Source organism: Amycolatopsis pittospori (assembly GCF_013870525.1).
GTDB lineage: Bacteria > Actinomycetota > Actinomycetes > Mycobacteriales > Pseudonocardiaceae > Amycolatopsis > Amycolatopsis pittospori.
Genome location: NZ_JACBXD010000001.1, coordinates 109,580 through 132,158, shown reverse-complemented (window position 1 = coordinate 132,158; position 22,579 = coordinate 109,580). Strand labels below are relative to the sequence as shown.

Sequence of the window (22,579 nt, the reverse complement as noted above, 5' to 3'; positions counted from 1 at the left end):
GGTAGTCCGCCCGCTGAAAATATCTGCATGCATCTACATTAGATGTACGTACATGCAAACTGGGGGAGAGATGACGACGGACGCGCGTGCGGGGTTGATGCCTTTGGTGGCTTTCGCAGTGTTCACCGCGACGCTCGACGTTTACGCCGGGAACCAAGTCCAGACTTTCAGTCCGCTCAGCGTCGCGGCGATTTCGCTCAGTCTCGCGGCGGCGTTCTTCTTCGGCACCGAAGTCGTGAGGCGAGGGCTGCCGTCCGCTTTGAGCCCGTTCCGTGAGCAGCGCACCGACGTCCTCGCCATCAACGTCACCACCGCGGTCACCTGGCTGAGCATGTTGTACGCGCTCAAGTTCCTCGAGCCCGCCATCGTCAACGTGATCAGTCTGGCGATCGGCCCCGTGCTGACGGTGCTGCTGGGGTCGTTCCTCCGCCGAGGCAGCGTGGTCCTGCGCGCGGAGATCGCCACGGCTGTCGGTATCTGCGGTCTGCTCGTCGTGCTGGTCTGGGCGTCCCTCGCCGGGCACAGCGGTGTCGGCGAGCGCCCCGCCGCCGAAGTCGTCCTCGGCATCGTTCTCACCCTCGTGTGCGGACTAGCGTCCACCGGCAACGTGATGTTCTCGAAGCGCCTCAGCGACGCCGGTGCCAGTCCGCGCTCCGTGCTCGCCACCCGGTTCTGGTTGATCATCGCGATCGGCTGGACCTTCACCGCTCTCGACGAAACGCCCCGGCTCGGTGAAGCGTTCTTGCCGTCGGCCGTGCTCGCGGTGATCGGGGTGGCCTTGCCGATGTACCTGTTCCAGGTCGGCGTACGGCACACCGAACCGATCACCGCGGCACTGATCACGACCCTGTCGCCGGTGTTCGCGCTGCTCCTTCAGCTGCCGGATCCCCGGCTGCGGCCGTCGGCGGTGTCACTCGTCTGCATCGTCGCGATCACCGCGCTGGTCGCGGCCGGGGTCTTCGCCCGTGCTCGCCTCAAGATTCTCCGGTGATCAGTGACAGCACCGACACCGACAGGACGAGCTGGGCGGAGACGCAGGTCCGGCTCATCGCTTCCTTCTTCTTGCCGACGAAGTCGACCTGCACGACCTGACCGTTGCCGAGCTGGACACTCAGGGCACAGGTCTCCTCGGTCTGCTCGAACCGGGCCTTGAGTGTGCCGAACTTTCCGTTTCGCACGTCCGCGCCCGCTTTCGGTGGCACGGCTTCGAGGCCGCCGGTGCCGGTCGTATACATCCCGACGACCTTCGCGTAGGCGACTTCGTGAGTACAGGTCGGCCCCAGCGGGCTCTCGCCCTTCTGCGCGCCTTCGCGGCCCGCGTTGACGCCGGCGTAGTTCGCGTGAGTGAACTTGACGACCTCGCAGACGTCCGCGTCCTTCAGTGCCTCCGCGGGCGGCTCCTGAACGGTGCCCGGTGCCGGCTTCCCGCCGGCGAGCGGCACGAACTTCTTCAGCACCACTTCGGCGACTTTCTTCGCCAGTTCGCAGTGCTCGGCGCGAACGCCTCCTTCGTCGCTCCCGATGTCGTAAGCGTCGACGGCGATCGAGGCGTAGGCGCGGACGTCCATGTTCACGGAACAGAACGTCGCCGGTTCCGGGTCGAAGGCGTAGGTCCGCCCCTTGAACCCGGCGATCTCCACCGGCTCCATCACCGGTGAGTCCTGCGTGACCCAGCCGTACGGGTGATAGGCGTGCACTTGTGCGCCCTTGTTGTTCGGGAACACGAACTGGCAACCGCTGAGCGAGGCCTTGGTGCTCACGAGACCGAGCGGTTGCAGCTCCGCCTTGATCGAATCCTGCCACGCGCAGCCCTCGTCACTCTGAACGACGGGCAGGGCGAGCGGCTGGTCGAGCACTTGAGCGCTGAAACCCGACCCGTCGGCGGGCGGTTTGTACTGCGGATACTTCGATTCGCCGTCACTGCTCGCGGCGGGTGCGGCGCCTTCGCGGAAGGCCTTCCCGTCGATGGCGCTCGAGCACCCGGTGAGCAGCAAGGCAATGGCCACGAAATACGGCCAACGAGACATGATGGACCCCCAGATCCTTAATTCGGACAGGAGTCTAAGCCGCTTTACGGCGTCTCGCTGGGTCTTGCGTCAACCGATCGGGGTCACTTCCAGGACGGAAGCCACAGCTCCGCGTTCCAGTGTTCGTTGGTGATCGCGTTGCCGTTGAGGATCGGCCACAGCCAGGCGAAGTTGGCCACGACGAGCCCCACGTAGAGGGCGACGACGAGCATGCCTGTTCCCCGCCGTTCGAATCCGCGTTTCGCGCTGCCGAGGATCTGACCCAGGACCAAGGTCAACCCGAGGATCAAGAACGGCGAGAGCGGCGTCGCGTAGAAGTAGTACATCTGGCGGTCGAGGTTGGTGAACCAGGGCAGGTAGCCGGCGAAGTAGCCGACGAGCACGGCCGCGTACCGCCAGTCCATGCGGAAGAACGACCGCCACAGGCTCCAGCCCAGCATCGGCAGGGCCAGCCACCACATCGCCGGTGTCCCGATCAGCATCGTCGCCCGCACGCAGGTCGACTCGCCGCAGCCGGTCGCTTCGGAACCGCCCGCGTAGGCGTAGAGCATCGGCCGCAGCCCCATCGGCCAGGTCCACGGCTTGGATTCCCAGGGATGTGGTTTGTCCTTGGGGGTGACCAGGTTGGCGTGGAAGTCGAGGACGTTCATCGAGTAGTCGCCGAGCGACCGCAGCGCGGGCGGCAACCACGCCCACATACCGGGGTCGATGTCCTTGATCGCCACGTAGTTGCGGTCGGTGGCGGTCTCGCTCGCGAACCAGGCCCAATAGCAGGCTAGGTACACCAGGATCGGGATCACGACGATCGCCCACAGCGCGGGCAGCACGTCGCGGCGCAGCGTGCCGACCCACGGCCGCTGCACCCCGGCGGCGCGGCGGGCCGCGACGTCGAAGAACACGGTGAGCAGTCCGAACGCGGCGATGTAGTACAGCGCCGACCATTTGACGCCGAAGGTGAGGCCGATCATCAGGCCGCCGGCGAACCGCCACCAGCGGAAGCCCAGCTTCGGGCCGAACCGGGACTCGTTGACCCAGCCCTCGCGGACGGCGACGGCCAGCCGCCGCCGCACCTGGTCGCGGTCGCACAGCACGCAGGCGAACGCGGCGAGCACGAACACCGCGATGAAGATGTCGAGCATGCCCATCCGCGACTGCAGATGCAGCACGCCGTCGCTGATCACCAGGATCCCGGCGACCGCACCGAGCAGCGTCGAGCGGGTGAGACGGCGGGCGACCCGGATGGTGAGGAAAACGATCAGCGTGCCCGCCAGCGCCGGCATGATCCGCCAGCCCCAGGCGTTGTAACCGAAGAACCATTCGCCGATCGCGATGAGGTGCTTCGCCAGCGGCGGGTGCACGATCAGCTCGTAGCCGTAGTTGTCTTCGTAACCGCCGTTGCGCAGCATCTGCCAGGCCTGCGGGACGTAGTGCTTCTCGTCGAAGACGGGGGTGCCCTTGTCGGTGGGCGTGCCCAGGTTCTGGATTCGTACGATGCCGCCGATGAGCGTCAGCACCAGCGTGACGACCCAGCCGCGTAGGCGGTCGGTCGGCATGCCTCGGCCGAGGAGGGTGGCCTCCCGGTCGCTCGGTGGCCGGAGCGTGTCGACCGGATCAGGCCGCATGCTCTCGTCGTCACGGGTCAGGAGCGCGGTCACGGGGGCTGATCCTACGGGCGCGAGAGTGAACTCGGTGTCCGGATCTGGGAACCGGTTAACCTTCGGGAATGACCGAAGGACGCCTCGTGCTGGCAGCCACCCCGCTCGGAGACGTCCGTGACGCTTCGCCACGCCTTTCCGAAGCCCTCGCGACGGCCGACGTGATCGCCGCCGAGGACACCCGGCGCCTCCGTTCGCTCACCTCCGCCCTCGACGTGTCGCCGACGGGGCGCGTCGTCAGCTTCTATGAAGACGTCGAGACCGCCCGCCTGCCGAAGTTGCTGGAATCGCTGCGAGCGGGCGAGACGGTCGTGTTGGTGACCGACGCCGGGATGCCTAGCGTCTCGGACCCCGGCTTCCGTCTGGTGGCGGCCTGCGTCGAGGCGGAAGTACCGGTAACCTGCCTGCCTGGCCCATCCGCGGTGACCACGGCCCTCGCGTTGTCCGGCCTACCGTGCGACCGGTTCTGTTTCGAAGGATTCGCCCCGCGCAAGCCCGGCGAACGCGCGAAGTGGCTCGGTTCGCTGAAGGACGAGCCCCGGACCGCCGTGTTCTTCGAGTCGCCCCACCGTCTGGCGAGCACCCTCGCCGACGCTGCCGAGGTCCTGGGCTCCGAGCGCCGTGCCGCCGTCTGCCGCGAACTGACGAAAACGTACGAAGAAGTCAAGCGCGGCACCCTCCCCGACCTGGCCGCTTGGGCCGCCGAGGGGGTCAAGGGCGAGATCACCGTCGTTCTCTCGGGCGCGCCCCCGCGTTCGGTGAGCGTCGCGGATCTGGTTTCGGAAGTCTCGTCGCGGGTCGCCTCCGGCGAACGCCTCAAGTCGGCCGCCGCCGAGGTCGCCGAGGCCACGGGAGTGTCCAAGAAGGAGCTCTACGACGCCGTTCTCGCTTCGCGCAAGTGATCGGTCAGGAAAGCAGGGCCGTCGCCGCCGCGTGTGCCTTTTCGGCATCGGGCTCGGCGCCGGTGATGACATCCGTGTAGATGAAGGACTCGCCGATCCGCACCAGCAGGTAGGCCAGGTCTTCGACCGGCAACGGCGGGGTGAGCAGCCCAGCCGCGACCTCCTCGTCCAGGAAGCCGCACATCTTCGCGATCGCCCGGCTCTGCACCACGCTGGCCTTCGTCGTCAGGATCCGCAGCGCCCGCTCTGGCTCGTTGCGCAGGAACTCCCGGAACGGCTTCGAACCGTTCACGGTCCGGACGAACGTGCCGATCAGGTCGGCGATCCCCTCCGCGCCGCGCCCTAGCCTGCCGGAAGCGCGCGCCTCGAAGACCTCCATGGTCATCGACCACAGGATCTCGCCGAGCAACTGGTCCCGGCCGCCGACCCAGCGATGCAGCGTGGCGCGGCTGATCCCCAGTTCTCCCGCGAGCTCACGCATGTCCACCCGGCGTCCGTCGAGAAACCAGGCGCGCGCGATCGTGAACGCCCGTACGGGGTCCGGGCGCGGCGAAGTCAGCTGGCGTTCAAGTGCGGTTCCGATGAGTGAAACATATCACGGTACGTCTCACGGATGAGACATATGCAAGAATGTCTCATCTCGACGAGGAGGATACGAATGCGCGCAGTACAGGTGACCGAATTCGGTGGACCCGAGGTGCTCAACCTCGTCGATCTGCCCGACCCCGTGCCCGGCCCCGGTCAGCTGCTCATCGAGGTCGACCGGATCGGCGTCAACTACGCCGACACGCACCAGGCCGAGAACTCCTATCTCGCGCCCAGCAAGCTTCCGCTCGTGCCCGGTGGCGAGGTCGTCGGACGCACTGACGAGGGCAAGCGGGTCGTCGCACTGCTCAACGGCGGCGGCGGTTACGCCGAGCGCGCGGTGGCGGACCAGGTCACCAGCTTCGACGTGCCCGACGGCATCGACGATCTGACCGCGCTGTCCTTCATCGTCCAGGGCACCACCGCCCACCTGCTGCTGCGCAAGAACGCGCACCTCGAAGCCGGCGAATCCGTCGTCGTGCACGCCGCGGCGGGCGGGGTCGGCTCCATCGCCGTCCAGCTCGCGAAGGCATGGGGAGCGGGCCGCGTCATCGCGACCGCCAGCAGCGACGAGAAGCGCGCCCTCGCCCTCGAACTCGGCGCGGACGTCGCCATCGACTCCCGTGCCGAGAACATGACCGACGCGCTTCGTGAGGCGAACGGCGGCAAGCGCGTCGACATCGTCCTCGACATGACCGGCGGCACGGTCACGGACCAGAGCATCGCCGCGCTCGCGCCGTTCGGGCGGCTCGCGTTCTACGGCATGGCCAGCCGCAAGCAGCCGAAGCCGATCGAAGCCCGCAACCTCCTCGGGCACAGCACCACCGTGTCCGGGATGTGGCTGCCGCACGCCTTCAAACTTCCCGGAAACGTGTTCGGCCACGCGCTCGACGAACTCTTCTCACTGGCACTCGCGGGCCAGATCCGCGCCATCGCCGGTGGCGAATACGCCCTGTCCGACGCACGCACAGCCCACGAGGCCCTGCGTTCGCGTGGTACGACGGGCAAGCTCCTTCTGGACCCCACCAAGTAATTCAGCCGAGAAGTCGCTCCAGCGGAGCGGACTTGTGCAGGCATTCCTGCCATTCCGCTTCGCTGTCGGAGTCGGCGGTGATCCCGCCGCCGACTCCCAGCGCGATCGTGCCGTCGTGGATTTCGAAGGTTCTGATCGCGACGTTCAGTTCCAGTCCGGCGATCGGTGAAGCCAGCCCGATCGCACCTGTGTAGACGCCACGCCCCGTGGGTTCGAGTTCGGCGATCAGGTCCAGCGCCCGGATCTTCGGCGCGCCGGTCACCGAACCCGGCGGGAACGTGGCCGCGAGCAGGTCCGCGTCGTCGACCCCGTCGGCGAGCAGGCCCTCCACAGTGGACTCGAGATGCCAAACCCCGGGCGCCGGCCGGACCTTGAGCAGTTCCGGAACGCGAACACTGCCGGTGGCGCACACCCGGCCGAGGTCGTTGCGGACGAGATCGGTGATCATCACGTTCTCGGCGACGTCCTTGGTGGATTCCCGCAGGCGCCGCGCGAGATGTTCGTCGGCGGCGTTCCGGCGCGGAAGTGTGCCCTTGATCGGCGTCGACCGCACCTGCCGTCCTTGCCTGGCAAGGAAAAGCTCGGGGGAGAACGAGACGACAGAGCCCCATTCGCCGGCAAGGAAGGCGGCCCGCCGGGCACGCAGCAGGCGCACACCTTCGGCGAACAACGAGACTGGATCGCCGTCGAACCCTCCGGTGAAGCGAGCGCAGATGTTCGCTTGGAACAACTCGCCGGCCTCGATCGCGTGCACACATGCCTTGACCGCGTCGTAGTGCTCCGACGGAAGCGGACGCGACAACGGACCTGAACTCCACGGTTTCGTTTCGGGAAGTCCGGTCAGCAACGTTTCCAGTTCGGACACCTCGTCCGCCGGATCCGGATCGCGGTCGGGAAGCAGCGCCTCGAACCACCACGAACCGTCCGTGTCCAGCCGGAGCACCCGGTCGACCCAGCCCCAGGCCGACGGAGGAAGACTGCCCGAACGGCCCGATGGGTCGGTCAGGTCATATCCGAGGTACCCGAACCAGCCGCCCCCGACTGCGCCGGGCACCGCGTCGCGGACTCGCGGAAGACGAGTGGGGACGGCGAACGCCTCGGTCACGTCGTGAACGGGGGTCAGCGAAGCGCTCAACGCGATGACCGCGCGTGACGAGAACCAATCTCCGCAAAGCGCCGCCGGCGGGGCGAGCCCGAGTGCTCGGGCGCGGACGCCGAGGGCCGCCAGCGCCCGCTCGGGCGTGACGTCCGTCCGCAGTTTCCGGCACATCAACCGCACGCGACATTGTCGCTGCCCGGCCGGGCGAAAAGGCAACCCGCGCCGCCCGGAAAGTGACAACCGCGACCACGGGCGAGGGGTTCGGTGACGTGCCGCACACCCGTCGTCACGGGTGGATCCCTACAAGAGGAAGTCCGCGAGCGTGAAGGGATAGACCACGGCGTCCTGCGCGATCGGTCCTTCGACTCCGGGCAGTCCCGTGCCGAAACCGTGTTGATGCAGACCCAGCCGGGAGTGGAACCACCCCGGCCGACCCGGGATCTCGTTGTGCCTGACCAGCCACAACACCACTTCGCTGTCCGCCCATTTGTCCGGGTGCAGGCGGTTCGTCCAGCAGTCGAGCCCGGCGTACACCAGGACGCGTTCGACGCGGGCCGCGTGCCTGACGTGTTTGATCCACGCCTTGATGAACCGGTCGTCGACGCTGGGCGCCTCGACTTCGAGCGCCGGCGCGAGCGAACCGGGCGCGAAGGCGCCGAGCGCGCTTGCGGTCCGGACGAAATGGTCGGCCTGATCGTGGACGGCGCCGGGACGGGCGTAGTGCCGGGCGCCGGTGTGGATGCCGGCGTGCTGCGCGCCCGCCAGATTGCGTTCCGCGGCGACGTCACGCCAGTTGGTGTTCTCGCTGACGGTGACCGAGGCGAACCGGATGTCGGCGCCACGCACCGCCGCCCAGTCCGTCACCGTCTCCCGGTGGGACAGGGTGACGCCGTGTTCACCTTCCGGATCGATCAAAGTCACTCGCCCTCGAATTTCGCCCCAGTACGCCCGAAAGGTCACCCTACGTCCGCGGAGCGGCCGCAAGGTGACCTTTCGGTTCAGCGTGTCTCAGGCGTTCTCGCGTTGGAAGGTCCGTGAGCCCCACCAGATGGCCAGAACCGCCATCACCAGCACCACGACGCTGCCGGTGAACAGTGCGTCCATCGAGAAGTCGCCGCGGAAACTGTTCCGCTCGACATCCACCACATGCCGGAAGGGATTGATGCGGGAAATCGTGTACAGCCAATCCGGCGCCGACCCCGCGGTGATCGGGATGAGGATTCCGGAAAGCAGCAGCAACGGCATGAGAACCGCGTTGAGCAAAGCCGGGAACGCGTCCTCGCTCTTGAGGGTCAGGGCGAGGGCGTAGGAGCATGACGCCAGCGTGACCGACAGAAGGAAGACGATCACCAGGCTGAGCACGACGCCGCCGAATGGGGCGTTCAGGTCGAAGACCAGATACGCCAACGCGATGATGATCAACGCCTGCACGACCGTCTGCAGCGCGTTGGCGAGCACCTTGCCCAGCAACAGAGCCACCCGGCTCACCGGCGTGACCCGCATTCGCTCGACCACGCCGGAACGGAATTCCGCGAGGAGCCCGAACCCGACGAAGGAACTGCCGAACAGGGCGAGCTGCGCGATGATCGCCGGAGTGAAGATCATCCATCCGTCCACATCGGACAGCCCCTGTGCGTTGAGCGCCTTCACCAGGAGTGGCCCGAAGAAGAACAGATACAGCAACGGCTGCATGATGCCGATCATGATCCAGGTCGGGTTGCGCATCGCCGCGAGCATGTCCCGCCGGAAGATCAACCAGGTGTCATGCAACATGCGTCGTCTCCTTTTCCGGAGCGTCGTCGAGCGGCGCGCCCTCTTCGGCGTCGCGCAGGCTTCGCCCCGTCAATGTCAGGAAGACGTCGTCGAGCGTCGGACGGTGCACCTGCATGGACGTCATCGTGATGCCACGCGCGTCCAGCGCGCGCAGCAACTCGGGCATCGCGGTGTCCCCGCGCGGCACCCGGAAACGCACCATGCCGTCGGTGACGGCCATTTCGTGCGCGCCCTTGAGTCTGCCCGCGACCTCCGCGGTCTCCGCTGCCGACTCCGGTGGAACCCCGATGACGACGCTGTCGCCGGACACCCGTGCCTTCAGTGAATCCGGCGTGCCCTCGGCGACGATCTTCCCGTCGTCGATGACGATCAGCCGGTCGGAAAGCGCGTCCGCCTCGTCCAGGTAATGCGTGGTCAGGAAGACCGTGACTCCCTGCTCGTCGCGGAGCCTGCGGATGTGGTCCCACAGGTTCGCGCGGCTCTGCGGGTCGAGCCCCGTCGACGGCTCGTCGAGGAAGACGAGCCCAGGCGAGTGGATCAGCCCGAGGGCGATGTCGAGACGACGGCGCTGCCCGCCCGACAGCGTCTTGGTCGCCCGCTGGTCGAGTCCGGCGAGGTCGAGCTGCTCGGCGAGCGTGGCCCCACGCGCGAGCGCGTCCGCCTTGCTCATCCGGTACAGCCGTCCCTGGAACTCGATCTCCTCGACGACCTTGCTTTCCGGTGCGGTGCCACCGCCCTGGGCGACGTAGCCGATTCGCCGGCGCACCCCCAGCGGGTCGGCGAGCAGATCGCAGCCGCCGACCGTCGCCTCGCCCGCGGTGGGCTTGAGCAGCGTGGTCAGCATCCGCAGGGTCGTGGTCTTGCCCGCGCCGTTCGGTCCGAGGAAGCCGACCAGTTCTCCGGCCGATACGTCGAGGTCGACGCCCTTGACGGCGTGGACCTCGCCCCCATTGCGGCCCTTCCGGCGGAACCGCCGCTCAAGGCCGCGTGCCTTGATCATGAGTACCCCTTTCTGGATCCAGCTAGTCAAACTTGACTAGTTGGAAGCTGCACTGTGCCTCAGGAGTCGTTCCGTAGTCAAATTTGATTACCGGGGTGGCTCGCCGAACGCGGCGTCCCCTTCGCCCGACATCACGTATTCGCCCGCTTCGAGGCGGCCGATCAGATCTCGCATCCAGGACACGTTCGCCTCGGCGTGAGCGCTCCACAACCGGTACAGCTCGCTGACGTGCTGCGGTTTCCCCAGATCGACCGCGTGCTCGCGGGCGTAATGGGTCGATTGCGCGTGCGCTTCCATATTCGCCAGTTGCTGTTTCAGCAGGGCCAGCACCTGCGCGCGAGGCAGGCTCGGCATCAACGTGACCGCGGCCGAGAGCGCGTAACCGGTCACGTCGTCGCTCGCCAGCGCCCTGCCGAGTTGCACGAGGAACTCGGTCTCCCCGTCTTCGGTCAGCCTGTACGCGACCCGGTCGGGTCCGCCACCGACTTCGGTGTCTTCGACCTGTTCAAGGAGACCTTCGGCGGTCATCTTCTTCAACGCGTGATAGATCGAACCAGGCTGGACATTGCCCCATTTGTCGGCCGCCCACGAGAGGAGTTCGCGCCGGACCTGGTAGCCGTGTGCCTTCCCGTGCATGCGCACGACACCCAGCACCAGCAGACGCGTGGCGGACACCGAGGCCTCCGATCCTCTCCCGGACAACAATGCCTTAGACGACGTCCGTAGGCTAAACAAGCATGAGCACCCCAGTGTTGACTGCGGTGGCCTGGCCCTACGCCAACGGCCCCCGCCACATCGGCCACGTGTCCGGATTCGGCGTCCCGTCCGACGTCTTCTCCCGCTACCAGCGAATGGCCGGCAACCGGGTGCTCATGGTGTCCGGCACCGACGAACACGGCACCCCGATCACCGTCCAGGCCGACAACGAAGGCCTGACCTCACAGCAGACGGCCGACAAGTACACCCGACAGATCGGCCAGGACCTGCAGGGGCTCGGTCTCACCTACGACCTGTTCACCCGCACCACCACGGGTAACCACGCCGACGTCACGCAGCAGATCTTCCTCGCGCTGCACCGCAACGGCTACGTGGTGCCCAAGACCACGCGGGGCGCGATCAGCCCCTCGACCGGCCGCACCCTGCCCGACCGCTACATCGAGGGCACCTGCCCGATCTGCGGTTACGACGGCGCGCGCGGCGACCAGTGCGACAACTGCGGCAACCAGCTCGACGCCGCCGAGCTGATCAACCCGAAGTCGCGGATCAACGGTGAAACACCGAAGTTCGTCGAGACCGAGCACTACTTCCTCGACCTGACCGCGTTCATCGACACCCTCGGCAAGTGGCTGTCCAGCAAGACCGACTGGCGCCCGAACGTCCTCAACTTCACCAAGAACCTGATCGACGACATGCGGCCGCGGCCGATCACCCGTGACCTCGACTGGGGCGTGAAGATCCCGCTGGACGGCTGGCGTGACCAGCCGATGAAGCGCTTCTACGTCTGGTTCGACGCGGTCATCGGCTACTTCTCCGCGAGCGTCGAATGGGCGCGCCGTTCCGGTAACCCGGACGCCTGGCAGGAGTGGTGGAACAACCCTGACGCCCGCTCCTACTACTTCATGGGCAAGGACAACATCACCTTCCACGCCCAGATCTGGCCGGCTCTGTTGTTCGGTCACAACGGCGAGGGCGACCGCGGCGGCGAGCCAGGCAAGTACGGGAAGCTGCACCTGCCCGACGAGATCGTCTCCAGCGAGTTCCTCACGATGAGCGGCTCGAAGTTCTCGACCTCGCGCGGCACGGTCATCTATGTGCACGACTTCCTGCGCGACTTCGGCCCGGACACCCTGCGCTACTTCATCTCCGTCGCGGGGCCCGAAACCCAGGACACCGACTTCACCTGGGACGAATTCGTCCGTCGGACCAACTTCGAGCTGGCCAACGAGTGGGGCAACCTCGTCAACCGGTCCATTTCGATGGCCCACAAGAACGTCGGCGCGATCCCGCGCCCGGAGGCCCCCACGGCGGCCGACGAGGAACTCAAGGCACTGTCGCGCAAGGCCTTCGACACCGCCGGCGCCCACCTTCAGCGGTCCCGCTTCAAGGCAGCGGCGAGCGAAGCGATGCGTGTCGTCACCGCCGCGAACAGGTACCTGTCCGACCAGGAGCCCTGGAAGCTCAAGGACGACCCCGCTCGCCGCGACAGCGTCCTGCACACCGCGCTGCAGGTCGTCTCGGACGCCAACACGCTGCTGACCCCCTTCTTGCCTCATTCGGCTCAGAAGGTGCACGAGGCCCTCGGCGGCTCCGGGGTCTGGGCGGCTCAGCCCGAACTGCAGGAAGTCGAGGACCTCGACATCCCAGGTCGGATCAACCCCATCATCACCGGGGACTACAAGACCGAGCAGGCGCGCTGGAAGTCCGTGCCGATCGAGGTCGGCAAGCCGCTGGAAAAGCCGACCCCGTTGTTCGCCAAGCTGGACCCGGAACTCGGCGAGACAGGTCCCGAATGGGCCCCGATTTCGAAGTGATCAGCTGATGGGTGCGGAGAAGAAGGAACTCCCGCCGATTCCGGACAGGCTGCCGGTTTCGGTGGTGGACGCGCACACCCACCTCGACGCGTGCGGCGCGGTCACCGCGGCGGATGTGACTGCCATGGTCGATCGCGCCGAGCGTGCGGGTGTCTCGCGGGTGATCACCGTCGCCGACGATCTCGCGGCCGCCCGGTGGGCGGCTCAAGCGTCTACTTGGGACGCCAGGGTCTGGGCGGCCGTCGCGATCCATCCCACGCGTACCAAGGATTTCGGTGAATCCGAGAAATCCGAAGTGGAGCGTCTCGCGAAAGAGTCCAGAGTGGTCGCGGTCGGCGAGACCGGCCTCGACTACTACTGGGACTACTCGCCCCACGACGCCCAGCAGGACGCGTTTCGGTGGCACATCGATCTAGCCAAGCGGATCGGCAAGCCGCTGATGATTCATGATCGAGAGGCTCACGAAGACGTCCTCCGCATCCTCGAGGAAGAGGGCGCACCCGAGCAGGTCGTCTTCCACTGTTTCTCGGGGGACGAGCACATCGCTCGCCGCTGCATCGACGCGGGATATGTGCTTTCGTTCGCCGGAACGGTCAGCTTCCGCAACGCCCGCGGGCTTCATGAGGCGGCACGGATAGTTCCGGCGGATCAGTACCTCGTCGAGACGGACGCGCCGTTTCTGACCCCTCATCCGTTCCGTGGACGGCCGAACGAGCCCTACTGCGCGGCCTACACCGTTCGACACCTCGCGGCGTTCAGGGGCGAGGCGGTCCACGAGGTGGCCGAATCGGTCCGTGTGACCGCCGAGCGGGTCTTCCGATTGCCGACAGTCACATCGAGTTGAACGGACTGCGACATTAGTGATCAGCAATGGTCCACTTTGATGAGTGACCAACGTCACGGCACTCCGGGCGGTGTTTGCGCAACCCGGCGAGGTTCGTTACTGTCCCGTGATCGTGCCGGTCGGTACCCGCAAATGCGGTTGCCGGCTGTTACGCCCACAGTCACGTCAGTGCACGTCGGGGAAGCGGAACCGGGAGCGGTACGGCCTGGAACCGTGACGATGGCGCTGGCTGCGGGTGTCGGACTTCTAGAGATGCGCCGAAGTGCGCATCGAGACGAAGGACGTTGTGGAGCGGTTGTCGAGCTCCTAGACGTCTTGGGAAAGGGAACGACCCAGTGACTGGTAGCAGTAGGCAGGATGCCTCGCGCCTTGGCGTTGAGACGAACACCTTCGCTTCCACCGGTTCGGTGGCCGTGCTCGACCGCGACACTCACTACGGCGAGCTTGACTACTCCGACGATCCGCGCATCACGCACCAGGACGTCCTGGCTGCGCTCGGCCCCGACGCCGACACCTTGATGGCCGAGATCGACGTCGACGTCGACGAGCTGATCCGCCTCATCAGCGCCGAGACCACCATGCTTCCGCCGATCGTCATTCCGGACGAGATGGCCGAGGACCGCACCGCGGGCGCGCCGATGAAGGCCGCGACCAAGGACGAGGTCATCTCGAGCGCGACCCGCGTTTGGAAGAAGCGCTTCCTCAAGGGCACCGTCATGGCAGTCCTGCTCACCCTCGGGGGTGGCGGCGCGGCCGCGATGGCGATGAACAAGAGCGTCACGCTCGACATCGACGGCAAGCAGCAGACCGTTCACAGTTTCGGTGACACGGTCGGTGAGGTCCTCGAAGACGCCGGCCTTTCGGTCGGTGCCCACGACTCGCTCTCGCCCTCCCCGCAAGCCGAAGTCGGCGACGGCGGCGTCATCAAGCTGGAGCGTGGCCGCAAGCTGAACCTTGTCGTCGACGGCGTAGCGCAGGAGTCCTGGGTTCGTGCGACGAACCTCAACGAGGCCCTGAACCAGCTCGGCCGCTCCGATCTCGCGAAGTCCGGCACCTGGACCTCGATCCCGCAGAACGGTGAGCTCCCGCTCGAAGGCGCCACCGTCGAGGTCAAGACTCTCAAGAACGTCACCGTTTACGACGGTGCGAACGAGCCTCGCAAGGTTCAGACCAACTCCGTCACCACCAAGGAGTTCCTTGGTGAGCTGCGGATGACCCTCGGTCCGGACGACGAGGCCATCGGTGGACTCGACGTCAAGCTGGTCGATGGTGCCGAGGTCCACATCAGCCGGACCGGCGTCACCATGGTCAAGCAGAACGAGGAGATCGCCCCGCCCGAGCAGAAGGTCGACGACCCGGAGCTCGAGAAGGGCAAGACCAAGGTCGAAGACCCGGGCACTCCCGGTCAGAAGACCGTGACCTACAAGGTCACCAAGCGCAACGGCAAAGAGGTCGGGCGCGAGAAGGTCTCCGAAGAGGTCATCACCGAGGCCAAGCCCAAGATCGTCAAGGTCGGCACGAAGAAGCCGGCGGACCCGCCCATCGGTGACGCCGGGGCTTGGGACCGCATCGCACAGTGCGAGTCGACCGGTAACTGGGCCGCCAACACCGGCAACGGCTACTACGGTGGTCTGCAGTTCAACAAGAGCACCTGGGACGCTTACGGTGGCGCGCAGTACGCCGCTTACCCTCACCAGGCCAGCAAAGCCCAGCAGATCGCTGTCGCTGAAAAGCTCCGCGACGACCGCGGTGGCTACGGCGCTTGGCCGCACTGTGGCAAGAAGGCCTGACGCCAGATCACACTCCCTTCCTGAAGGTCATCGTGCGGGTTTGCGCCCGCATGGTGGCCTTCAGGCCGTTCTGGGCAGGTCAGGGGCCTTAGCGTCTTCCTCGGAGAGCTGAGCCGGTGCGCGGTTTCGCGTTGTCGATGCGGCTTCTGCATCGGATCTCGATCTCGACAGTCGTGTCCACCACCGCGGGGAACGTATATGTGCCACGTCCCGAGATCGTCCGGTGGCATTGTCCGCTTTCGTGCCGACGGTGCCGCTTTGCCTACCTCGGTCGTCCCGAGCCTGCGGTTGGACGGCCGCTGAGGAGGCCGTCGCCTTCTCAGCCGACTCCGCCGGTCTGGACTCCGCTGTAGCCCGCTCTGAGCTTTGGCGGGGCAGCGGAATGTTCGGACTACCTTCCGCAAGGTCGACTATCTCCGCGAAAGCATCGCCGCGTCTCTCTGCCGGTGTTCGTTGATCGAGGTCCCCGCTCGGGACTGGGTGTGCAAGGGGCACCAGAAGCGCGTTCAGGCGAGCGCCCGTCTCGGAATCGAGGTCGCCGCGCATGTCCCAGCGGCCGGTGCGTTTCTGGCGTAACCAGAACTCACGTCGTGGGCTTTTCGGCGTCGAGTCATCGGTGCTGTTCCCATCAGGGTCGAGACGTCCGATCAGGTCGGTTCCGGCAATCGTGACGTCGCGAGGTCTCGCGACGCTGGCGAGGTCGACCAGAGTCTTCTCGGCGTCAGCCCGGGCACTTGCCGCGACGTGTTCTGGCAGCCTCTTCATGACCGTGACGATCCGGTCGATGCCGCCGTCGGCCAGCACGCCCTTGGCGGCTGCGACTCCGGTCAAGGGCGCGACGGGTGGAGTCGAGGTGCCGTCGCGCGTGCGTCTCGAATTGAGTGCCAGGGCTCGACCGGTCACCTTCTGTGCCTCGGCCCGGGAGACCCGGGCCACATGCTCGTAGAAGACGGCGATCGAGTTGTACCCGAAGAGTTCTCGGACACCACGTGACTCGATCTCGGCCAGGATCTGGCCGACTTCGGCGAACAGGCGTCGCCCTTCGCGTAGCCGTGTCTGCAACTCGTCGAGTAGCAGATCGGAGTCGCCTTCCTGCAGGTTCAGCGGAAAGGCCTTGGAGGTGTTTTTGCTGGTCATCCCTCGATTGTCGAGAAATGATCGAACCTATGCACGGTATCGATCAGGTGAATCATGATCACGCTCTGGCGGCGCCAACTTGATCCGATCACTCCGGAGTGGGATACGCGCCGGACCGGAGACGCCGTAGGGATGGTGCGGTCAGGTCAGGGCTGTCGGGAGCCAACGTGATCAATGGGGCAGGCAGGGCGGTGCGGCCACCTGAACACAGGTGTCCTTCGCTCAGCGGTGCCGGCTAGCTCTCGGAGCGTTCAACTGCTCCCACTCCTCGCGAAGCACTCCGTAGACAACGGCATCGTGCACGCCGCCAGCCCAGCGCCTGGCGCGCCGGAATCTGGCTTCTTCGACGAAACCCAGGCGGCGTCCGATGGCGATCATCCCCGGGTTACCTGAGAACGTGGCGAAATCCAGGCGGAGCGCATCGGTGCGGGAGAACAAGTAGGTCGTCCGGAGGCGCAACGCTTCGGTGCCGAATCCGCCGCCCCAGTACCGTTCGTCGTAGATGACGAGTCCCAGCCGTCGCCAGTCGGTCTGCGCACTTTCCCAGTACCAGCTGACCTGGCCGATCAACCGGCCGTTGTTCAGGTCGGTAACCGCGAGGCTGGTGCGGGGATCGGGCAGGTCGGTCGAGGGTGCTACGAGCTTCAGAGCCTTGGAATCGGCATCTGCGGCGGTTGGGCGACCGAAGTACGGGCCGTTCGTTTCATGCCACGGTCGTGCGGGATCGAGCAGGTCACGGAGAGGCTCGAGGTCGACTGGGCGCCAGTCTCGCAGCCAGACCTTGTGCCCTTTGAGGTCGACACCATCCACCGGCCAATCGTGGCTTACCGGGGCTGGCTACGATCGTTGGGTGACTGAACTGCTCGGGCCTGCGGAGATCAGGGCGCTGGCGGCCGAGCTGGACGTCCGTCCGACCAAGAAACTCGGCCAGAACTTCGTGCACGATCCCAACACTGTGCGCCGTATTGTCGATCTCTCCGGAGTCGGCGAAGGCGACGTGGTGCTGGAAGTCGGGCCAGGGCTCGGTTCGCTGACGCTCGGGTTGCTCGCGACGGGTGCCAAGGTCGTCGCGGTCGAGATCGATCCCGTGCTGGCCGGCCGACTACCGGACACTGCTGCCGAGCGTGGCGGAGCCGAAAGGTTGACGGTCGTCGGTGCGGACGCTCTGCGAGTGACCGAGGCGGACTTGCCTGAACAACCGACGGCGTTGGTCGCGAATCTGCCGTACAACGTCGCCGTTCCAGTCGTGCTTCACCTGCTCGCCGAGCTGCCGTCGCTGATCAGCGGGCTCGTGATGGTCCAGACCGAGGTTGCCGACCGCATGGCGGCCGGGCCGGGGAGCAGGACCTACGGCGTCCCCAGCGTCAAGCTCGCGTGGTACGGGAAGGCCCGCAAGGTCGCCGCGGTGCCCCGGTCGGTGTTCTGGCCAGTGCCGAACGTGGATTCTGCGTTGGTCGGTTTCGAACGTGGTGAGGTTCTGTCGTCTGTCAGCCGTGAGCGCCTGTTCGCGGTCGTCGATGCGGCCTTCTCGCAGCGGCGAAAGACGTTGCGAGCGGCGTTGGCTTCATGGGCTGGTTCGGCCGAGCGTGCGGGCGAGTTGCTCGAGAAGGCGGGCATCGACCCCAAGACTCGTGGGGAGCAACTGGACGTTCATCAGTTCGCCCGTATCGCCGCCGCGACCGACTGAATACCGCGACAGCTGTGGTCGGCGTCGCACGGACGCGGCATCGTCCGAGGTCAGCACGACGGCGTAAGCCCCTTCTCGACGTTCATGATCCAAACCTGTCTGCGCAGGCAGCAGCCTTGATGTGAATTTGAGATGACGGCAATTTCCCATAATATGGACAGACAATCCTGTATTATGGACGCGACCAGACGTGTGATCTGCGACTACGCGCTTGCTTTCATCCAGTGGGATCGGTTTTACTCAGTGAGCCATCCCGAGCGACTGAGAGACCTGGCTCGCCGAAGTCGCAGCAACCACCCTCCACAGGGCAGGTGCTACCGCCAGGACCGATGGAGGCTGTGCCTAATGAACAGGGTCACCCACCCGCTCCTGCTGACCAAACGACGTGTCGTCGATGAAGGTCGCCGTTCGGTAAGTGCGTGTCGACGCTCCACCGTTACTGCCTGAGTCCTTCCTCTTCTTTCTGAATACCGTCCGCTCTGGACGGTTACTCGGTGACGGTCGGCGCGCTCGAAAGAAGCAGCGCCCCATTCGCATGGAGCCCTTCGTGATCACTGTCGAAAACTTGTCCAAATCCTTCCCCCTCAATGGAAATCCCGTCGTCGCCCTCCGCGACGTCAGCGTGGACATCCAGGCGGGCTCCCTCTTCGGGGTCGTCGGTCCGGCCGGCTCCGGCAAATCCACCCTCGCGCGTTGCATCGGCCTTCAGGAGCGTCCTGACCGTGGCGTCGTCCGCCTCGACGGCCTCAACACGGGCACTCTCGACGGCCGCCGTCTGCGGGAGATCCGCAGGCAGGTCGGTGTCGTGAGCACCAAGCCGGAGCTGCTCGCCGAGCGCACCATCGCCGGCAACATCGCGTCGCCGCTCGAGCAGCTCGGGCTGGACGGACCGCAGCGCCGGAACCGGGTCGGCAACCTCCTCGACCTGGTCGGACTCACGCAGCGCGCGGGTCAGCGACCGGGCGAACTGTCCGAGGGGCAGCTGCGTCGGGTGGCCATCGCCAAGGCTCTGGCCGCCGGACCGTCCGTGCTCCTGGCCGACGACCCGACCGCGGGTGTGCGGCCTGAGGAGTCCGGGTCGGTTTTGACCGTGCTCGACCGTGCGCGTGCCGAGCTCGGGGTCACGGTGTTGCTCACCACCCCTGACGCCGGCGTGGTTCGCCGGGTCTGCGACGACGTCGCCGTTCTCGAGGCCGGTGCGATCATCGAACGCGGAACCGTGCTCGACCTGGTCTCCGACCCGAGCAGCCGGACCGCGCAGGCGCTGCTGCCCTCGATCGAGACCAGCCGGGCGCAGGCATCGAAGTACGACCGCGCTGTGGATGTCGTGCTGGTCGGCTTCGCGTCGGTTGGTGCGTTGCTGCCTGAGGCCGCCGGTCGTTTCGACGTCGAGCTCGCCACCATCGGCGGCGGTTTGACTCGGATCGGTGACACCCCGGTCGGCCGCTTCCGGCTCGGCGTGCGCGGTGAGCACGCGGATGCCGCGCTCGCGTGGATCGCCGAACGCGGTGGCCACGTGACTCACCCGGTTCGTGGGCCGCAGGGCGTCGCAGCCTGACTTCCTAGCGAACGGGCCGTCCAGGACGAAATCCGTCCCGGACGGCCCGTTCGTGTCTGACTCGTCCTGTTCTCTTTTCTCCTGGTGGCAGCACAAGTGGAGCGGCCACGTAGGCTTGAGTCGTGCTCGCCGTCGTACCGCCCCCAGTCACCGTCAGGGTTCCCGCCAAGGTCAACCTTCACCTATCGGTCGGTGACGCACGTCCGGACGGCTATCACGAGCTGGTGACCGTGTTCCAGGCGCTGTCGCTGACCGATGAGGTGACGGTCGCCGTCACCGAGGACCCCGGCGTCGAGGTCTACGGCGAGGGCGAAGGTTCCGTACCGACCGGGGCCAACAACCTCGCGTGGAAGGCGGCGCAGGCACTGGCTGCCCACGTCGGCAAGGCGGACGGCGAATCCAAGGTCCGTGTGGTGCTTCGCAAAGGCATCCCGGTGGCCGGCGGGATGGCCGGGGGGAGCGCTGACGCGGCCGCGACCCTGGTCGGGCTGGCGTCGCTTTGGAAGCTCGACATCTCTCGCGACGAACTCGCCGGCATCGCCGCCAAGCTCGGTAGCGACGTTCCGTTCGCGCTCTACGGCGGGACGGCACTGGGTACCGGTCGCGGCGAGCAACTGGTGCCGGTCTTGTCGAGGCACACGTTCCACTGGGTTCTCGCGTTCGACCAGCGTGGTCTTTCGACCCCGCGGGTGTTCGGCGAACTGGACAGGTTGCGTGAAGAGGGCAGCCCGCCGCGAATCGGTTCGCATACGCCGGTGGTCGAAGCGCTGGCGTCCGGTGACCCGCGGCAGCTGGCGCTGCTGTTGGGCAATGACCTGCAGGCGGCCGCCGTCTCGCTGCGTCCTGGACTGCGCCGCACGTTGCGAGCGGGAGTCAACGCGGGTGCGCTCGCGGGGACCGTGTCGGGATCCGGACCGACCTGCGCCTTCTTGTGCGCGGATGCCCAGTCCGCGGTCGAGGTCGCCGCGGAATTGTCCGGCGCGGGAGTGTGCCGCACTGTGCGAGTCGCACATGGGCCGGTTCCCGGTGCCCGGCTGGTCGGTGGGGACGACGCGCCGAAGCCGGCGCCGCCTCGGGTGCACGCATGAGGGTGTCCGCAATGGACATCGACTAATTCGTTGTGGTGCAAGCATTTTGGAAAGGATCGGCTGAGGCATGGCCAACTTGGTCAACCTGGAGTCGGTGAGCAAGTCCTACGGGGTGCGCCCGCTGCTCGACGGTGTTTCGCTCGGTGTGGCGGAGGGGCAGCGCATCGGCGTCGTCGGTCTCAACGGGGGCGGGAAGACGACGCTGCTGGAGGTCCTCGCGGGGATCAGCGAGCCGGATACGGGACGCGTGAGTCAAGTCCGCGGCCTGCGGATGGCCGTCGTCACTCAGCGGACCGAACTCCCTGGTGGGAGCACCATCGGTGACGTCGTGCTGGAGCGATACGGCGCGGAGCACGAGTGGGCCGCTGACGCGCGAGTCAGGTCCATTATGGACGGTCTGGGGATCACCGCGCTCGGGGTCGAAACGCCGACGGCGAACCTGTCCGGTGGTGAACGCCGCCGCGTCGCACTGGCTGCGGCTCTCACCGGCGAACTCGATCTCGTGGTCCTCGACGAGCCGACCAACCACCTTGACGTCGAAGGTGTGCGCTGGCTGGCGGATCACCTGCTCAACCGCAGGATCGCGGTCGTGGTCGTCACTCACGACCGGTGGTTCCTCGACACGGTCGCGAGTCTGACTTGGGAGGTCTCCAACGGTCGCGTAGAGCAGTACGAAGGTGGCTACGCGGACTGGATCTTCGCGCGCGCCGAACGGGCGAGGTTGGCGGCCACGGCCGAAGAGAAGCGGCAGAACCTGGCGCGCAAGGAACTCGCATGGCTGCGTCGCGGCCCGCAGGCCAGGACCTCGAAGCCGCGCTACCGCGTCGAGGCAGCCGAGGCGCTGATCTCGGACGTGCCGGAGCCGCGTGATTCAGTCGAACTGCAGGCGTTCGCCCGGCGACGGCTGGGGAAGACCGTCCTGGAGGTCGAGGACGCCAGCCTGACCGCCGGCGATCGCACACTGCTCGATCACGTCACCTGGCGGATCGGACCCGGCGACCGGATCGGACTGGTCGGCGTCAACGGGTCGGGCAAGACGACATTGCTCAAGCTGCTCGGCGGTGACACGGAACCTGTGACGGGTCGCCGTATCCAAGGGAAGACGGTCAGCCTCGCGCATCTTCGGCAGGAACTCGACGACTTGCCGGGCGACCTGCGCGTCCTGCAGGCGATCGAGGAAGTCGCCGGACGGGTCGTGTTCGGCAAACAGGAGCTATCCGCGTCGCAGTTGGCTGAAAAGCTGGGGTTCCCGGCCTCACGGCAGTGGACCCCGGTCGAGGACCTGTCCGGTGGTGAACGGCGTCGCCTGCAGCTGTGCCGGCTCCTGATGGCCGAGCCGAACGTCCTGCTGCTCGACGAGCCGACGAACGACCTGGACATCGACACGTTGCAGCAGCTGGAGGATCTGCTCGATTCGTGGCCGGGCAGTCTCGTCGTCGTTTCGCACGATCGGTACCTGGTGGAGCGCGTTTGCGACACGATCGTCGCCCTCTTCGGGGATGGGCGTGTGACCCACCTGCCGGGCGGTATCGAGGAGTACCTCGAACGCCGGACCAAGAGCCTGGAGAAGGCAGGCAGCGACCGGAAAGCGGCAGGCGGGCAGGCGGCCGAGCCCAAGAAGAGCGCTGCTGAGCAGCGGGCGGCGCAGAAGGAACTGTCCCGGCTTGAGCGCAAACTCGACCAGTTGCACTCCAAGGAGGAGAAGCTGCACGCAGCGTTGCTCGCGGCGGCGACCGATCCGACGAAGCTCATCGAGCTCAACACCGAACTGAAGTCCGTCGAAACGGAGAAGGAGGAGGTCGAGGCCCAATGGCTCGAGACCTCCGAAGCGATTGAGTGAGTTCACTCGACGGTGAGCGGGCGTTCCAGG

The 22,579-nt window shown here is 66.5% G+C and carries 20 protein-coding genes and 1 riboswitch; of the genes, 10 read left to right on the top strand and 10 right to left on the bottom strand.

Annotated features, from left to right (window positions below; translation table 11 throughout):
- Nucleotides 1-97: 97 nt before the first annotated feature.
- Nucleotides 98-991, top strand: a complete 894-nt coding sequence (locus tag H5J31_RS00690) for an EamA family transporter (protein ID WP_236004461.1) — start codon at nt 98-100, stop codon at nt 989-991.
- On the opposite strand, the gene H5J31_RS00685 is transcribed toward H5J31_RS00690, so the two are convergent.
- The gene (locus tag H5J31_RS00685; RefSeq protein ID WP_181770417.1) at nt 975-2,027 is read right to left on the bottom strand and encodes a DUF3558 domain-containing protein; all 1,053 of its coding nucleotides are present in this window, start codon (nt 2,025-2,027) and stop codon (nt 975-977) included. The two genes, H5J31_RS00690 and H5J31_RS00685, sit on opposite strands and share 17 nt — an antisense overlap.
- A gap of 83 nt (nt 2,028-2,110) precedes the next feature.
- Nucleotides 2,111-3,682: a dolichyl-phosphate-mannose--protein mannosyltransferase gene (locus H5J31_RS00680; RefSeq protein WP_181770416.1), complete on the bottom strand. Its 1,572-nt coding sequence runs from the start codon at nt 3,680-3,682 to the stop codon at nt 2,111-2,113.
- 68 nt (nt 3,683-3,750) lie between these two features.
- On the opposite strand from H5J31_RS00680, the gene rsmI reads away from it, so the two are divergent.
- Nucleotides 3,751-4,584: a 16S rRNA (cytidine(1402)-2'-O)-methyltransferase gene (gene rsmI, locus H5J31_RS00675; protein WP_181770415.1), complete on the top strand. Its 834-nt coding sequence runs from the start codon at nt 3,751-3,753 to the stop codon at nt 4,582-4,584.
- A 4-nt stretch (nt 4,585-4,588) separates the two neighbouring features.
- Here the strand turns inward: rsmI and H5J31_RS00670 are convergent, their stop codons facing one another.
- Nucleotides 4,589-5,065: a QsdR family transcriptional regulator gene (locus H5J31_RS00670; protein ID WP_236004421.1), complete on the bottom strand. Its 477-nt coding sequence runs from the start codon at nt 5,063-5,065 to the stop codon at nt 4,589-4,591.
- Nucleotides 5,066-5,242: 177 nt separating this feature from the next.
- Here H5J31_RS00670 and H5J31_RS00665 point away from each other — a divergent pair, with 177 nt between their 5' ends.
- Complete coding sequence (locus tag H5J31_RS00665; protein WP_181770414.1) at nt 5,243-6,202, top strand: quinone oxidoreductase family protein; 960 nt, start codon at nt 5,243-5,245, stop codon at nt 6,200-6,202.
- Nucleotide 6,203: 1 nt separating this feature from the next.
- Here H5J31_RS00665 and H5J31_RS00660 read toward each other — a convergent pair whose 3' ends face one another.
- The 5 genes from H5J31_RS00660 to H5J31_RS00640 form a co-directional block, all read right to left on the bottom strand.
- Nucleotides 6,204-7,481: an aminodeoxychorismate synthase component I gene (locus H5J31_RS00660; RefSeq protein WP_181770413.1), complete on the bottom strand. Its 1,278-nt coding sequence runs from the start codon at nt 7,479-7,481 to the stop codon at nt 6,204-6,206.
- Between the two features lie 120 nt (nt 7,482-7,601).
- Complete coding sequence (locus H5J31_RS00655) at nt 7,602-8,216, bottom strand: glycoside hydrolase family 25 protein (protein ID WP_181770512.1); 615 nt, start codon at nt 8,214-8,216, stop codon at nt 7,602-7,604.
- Nucleotides 8,217-8,309: 93 nt separating this feature from the next.
- Entirely contained in the window at nt 8,310-9,074 is a 765-nt protein-coding gene (locus tag H5J31_RS00650; RefSeq protein ID WP_181770412.1) for an ABC transporter permease, read from the bottom strand.
- Nucleotides 9,064-10,074: an ATP-binding cassette domain-containing protein gene (locus H5J31_RS00645; protein ID WP_181770411.1), complete on the bottom strand. Its 1,011-nt coding sequence runs from the start codon at nt 10,072-10,074 to the stop codon at nt 9,064-9,066. The genes H5J31_RS00650 and H5J31_RS00645 overlap by 11 nt, the downstream gene beginning before the upstream one ends.
- 87 nt (nt 10,075-10,161) lie before the next feature.
- The gene (locus H5J31_RS00640; protein WP_181770410.1) at nt 10,162-10,749 is read right to left on the bottom strand and encodes a PadR family transcriptional regulator; all 588 of its coding nucleotides are present in this window, start codon (nt 10,747-10,749) and stop codon (nt 10,162-10,164) included.
- A gap of 62 nt (nt 10,750-10,811) precedes the next feature.
- On the opposite strand from H5J31_RS00640, the gene metG reads away from it, so the two are divergent.
- From metG to H5J31_RS00625, 3 genes are all read left to right on the top strand, one after another.
- Nucleotides 10,812-12,605, top strand: a complete 1,794-nt coding sequence (gene metG / locus H5J31_RS00635; RefSeq protein WP_181770409.1) for a methionine--tRNA ligase — start codon at nt 10,812-10,814, stop codon at nt 12,603-12,605.
- Nucleotides 12,606-12,612: 7 nt separating this feature from the next.
- Entirely contained in the window at nt 12,613-13,449 is an 837-nt protein-coding gene (locus tag H5J31_RS00630; RefSeq protein ID WP_181770408.1) for a TatD family hydrolase, read from the top strand.
- Nucleotides 13,450-13,862: 413 nt separating this feature from the next.
- Nucleotides 13,863-15,239, top strand: coding sequence for a transglycosylase family protein (locus H5J31_RS00625; protein WP_181770511.1), 1,377 nt, complete (start codon nt 13,863-13,865; stop codon nt 15,237-15,239).
- Nucleotides 15,240-15,299: 60 nt separating this feature from the next.
- Here H5J31_RS00625 and H5J31_RS00620 read toward each other — a convergent pair whose 3' ends face one another.
- On the bottom strand, nt 15,300-16,376 hold the full coding sequence (locus H5J31_RS00620) for a DUF222 domain-containing protein (RefSeq protein ID WP_181770407.1): 1,077 nt from the start codon (nt 16,374-16,376) through the stop codon (nt 15,300-15,302).
- Nucleotides 16,377-16,598: 222 nt separating this feature from the next.
- Entirely contained in the window at nt 16,599-17,186 is a 588-nt protein-coding gene (locus H5J31_RS00615) for a GNAT family N-acetyltransferase (RefSeq protein ID WP_181770406.1), read from the bottom strand.
- A gap of 40 nt (nt 17,187-17,226) precedes the next feature.
- Here H5J31_RS00615 and rsmA point away from each other — a divergent pair, with 40 nt between their 5' ends.
- The 4 genes from rsmA to H5J31_RS00595 all read left to right on the top strand — a co-directional run bounded on the left by rsmA (nt 17,227) and on the right by H5J31_RS00595 (nt 22,549).
- Nucleotides 17,227-18,063, top strand: a complete 837-nt coding sequence (rsmA, locus tag H5J31_RS00610; protein WP_181770405.1) for a 16S rRNA (adenine(1518)-N(6)/adenine(1519)-N(6))-dimethyltransferase RsmA — start codon at nt 17,227-17,229, stop codon at nt 18,061-18,063.
- 245 nt (nt 18,064-18,308) lie between these two features.
- Nucleotides 18,309-18,399, top strand: a riboswitch (SAM riboswitch).
- Nucleotides 18,400-18,610: 211 nt separating this feature from the next.
- The gene (locus H5J31_RS00605; protein ID WP_181770404.1) at nt 18,611-19,621 is read left to right on the top strand and encodes a methionine ABC transporter ATP-binding protein; all 1,011 of its coding nucleotides are present in this window, start codon (nt 18,611-18,613) and stop codon (nt 19,619-19,621) included.
- Between the two features lie 122 nt (nt 19,622-19,743).
- Nucleotides 19,744-20,709, top strand: coding sequence for a 4-(cytidine 5'-diphospho)-2-C-methyl-D-erythritol kinase (locus H5J31_RS00600; RefSeq protein WP_181770403.1), 966 nt, complete (start codon nt 19,744-19,746; stop codon nt 20,707-20,709).
- A 67-nt stretch (nt 20,710-20,776) separates the two neighbouring features.
- Nucleotides 20,777-22,549 carry an ABC-F family ATP-binding cassette domain-containing protein gene (locus H5J31_RS00595; RefSeq protein WP_181770402.1) on the top strand — a complete coding sequence of 591 codons (1,773 nt, stop codon included), beginning with the start codon at nt 20,777-20,779 and terminating at the stop codon, nt 22,547-22,549.
- The last annotated feature ends 30 nt before the right edge of the window (nt 22,550-22,579 follow it).

Bases quoted from the DNA above. Each gene is read 5' to 3' on its own strand.
- H5J31_RS00690 (WP_236004461.1), top strand. From the start codon at position 98: ATGCCTTTGGTGGCTTTCGCAGTGTTCACCGCGACGCTCGACGTTTAC.
- H5J31_RS00685 (WP_181770417.1), bottom strand. From the start codon at position 2,027: ATGTCTCGTTGGCCGTATTTCGTGGCCATTGCCTTGCTGCTCACCGGG.
- rsmI (WP_181770415.1), top strand. From the start codon at position 3,751: ATGACCGAAGGACGCCTCGTGCTGGCAGCCACCCCGCTCGGAGACGTC.
- H5J31_RS00670 (WP_236004421.1), bottom strand. From the start codon at position 5,065: ATGCGTGAGCTCGCGGGAGAACTGGGGATCAGCCGCGCCACGCTGCAT.
- H5J31_RS00665 (WP_181770414.1), top strand. From the start codon at position 5,243: ATGCGCGCAGTACAGGTGACCGAATTCGGTGGACCCGAGGTGCTCAAC.
- H5J31_RS00650 (WP_181770412.1), bottom strand. From the start codon at position 9,074: ATGTTGCATGACACCTGGTTGATCTTCCGGCGGGACATGCTCGCGGCG.
- H5J31_RS00645 (WP_181770411.1), bottom strand. From the start codon at position 10,074: ATGATCAAGGCACGCGGCCTTGAGCGGCGGTTCCGCCGGAAGGGCCGC.
- metG (WP_181770409.1), top strand. From the start codon at position 10,812: ATGAGCACCCCAGTGTTGACTGCGGTGGCCTGGCCCTACGCCAACGGC.
- H5J31_RS00630 (WP_181770408.1), top strand. From the start codon at position 12,613: ATGGGTGCGGAGAAGAAGGAACTCCCGCCGATTCCGGACAGGCTGCCG.
- H5J31_RS00620 (WP_181770407.1), bottom strand. From the start codon at position 16,376: ATGACCAGCAAAAACACCTCCAAGGCCTTTCCGCTGAACCTGCAGGAA.
- H5J31_RS00595 (WP_181770402.1), top strand. From the start codon at position 20,777: ATGGCCAACTTGGTCAACCTGGAGTCGGTGAGCAAGTCCTACGGGGTG.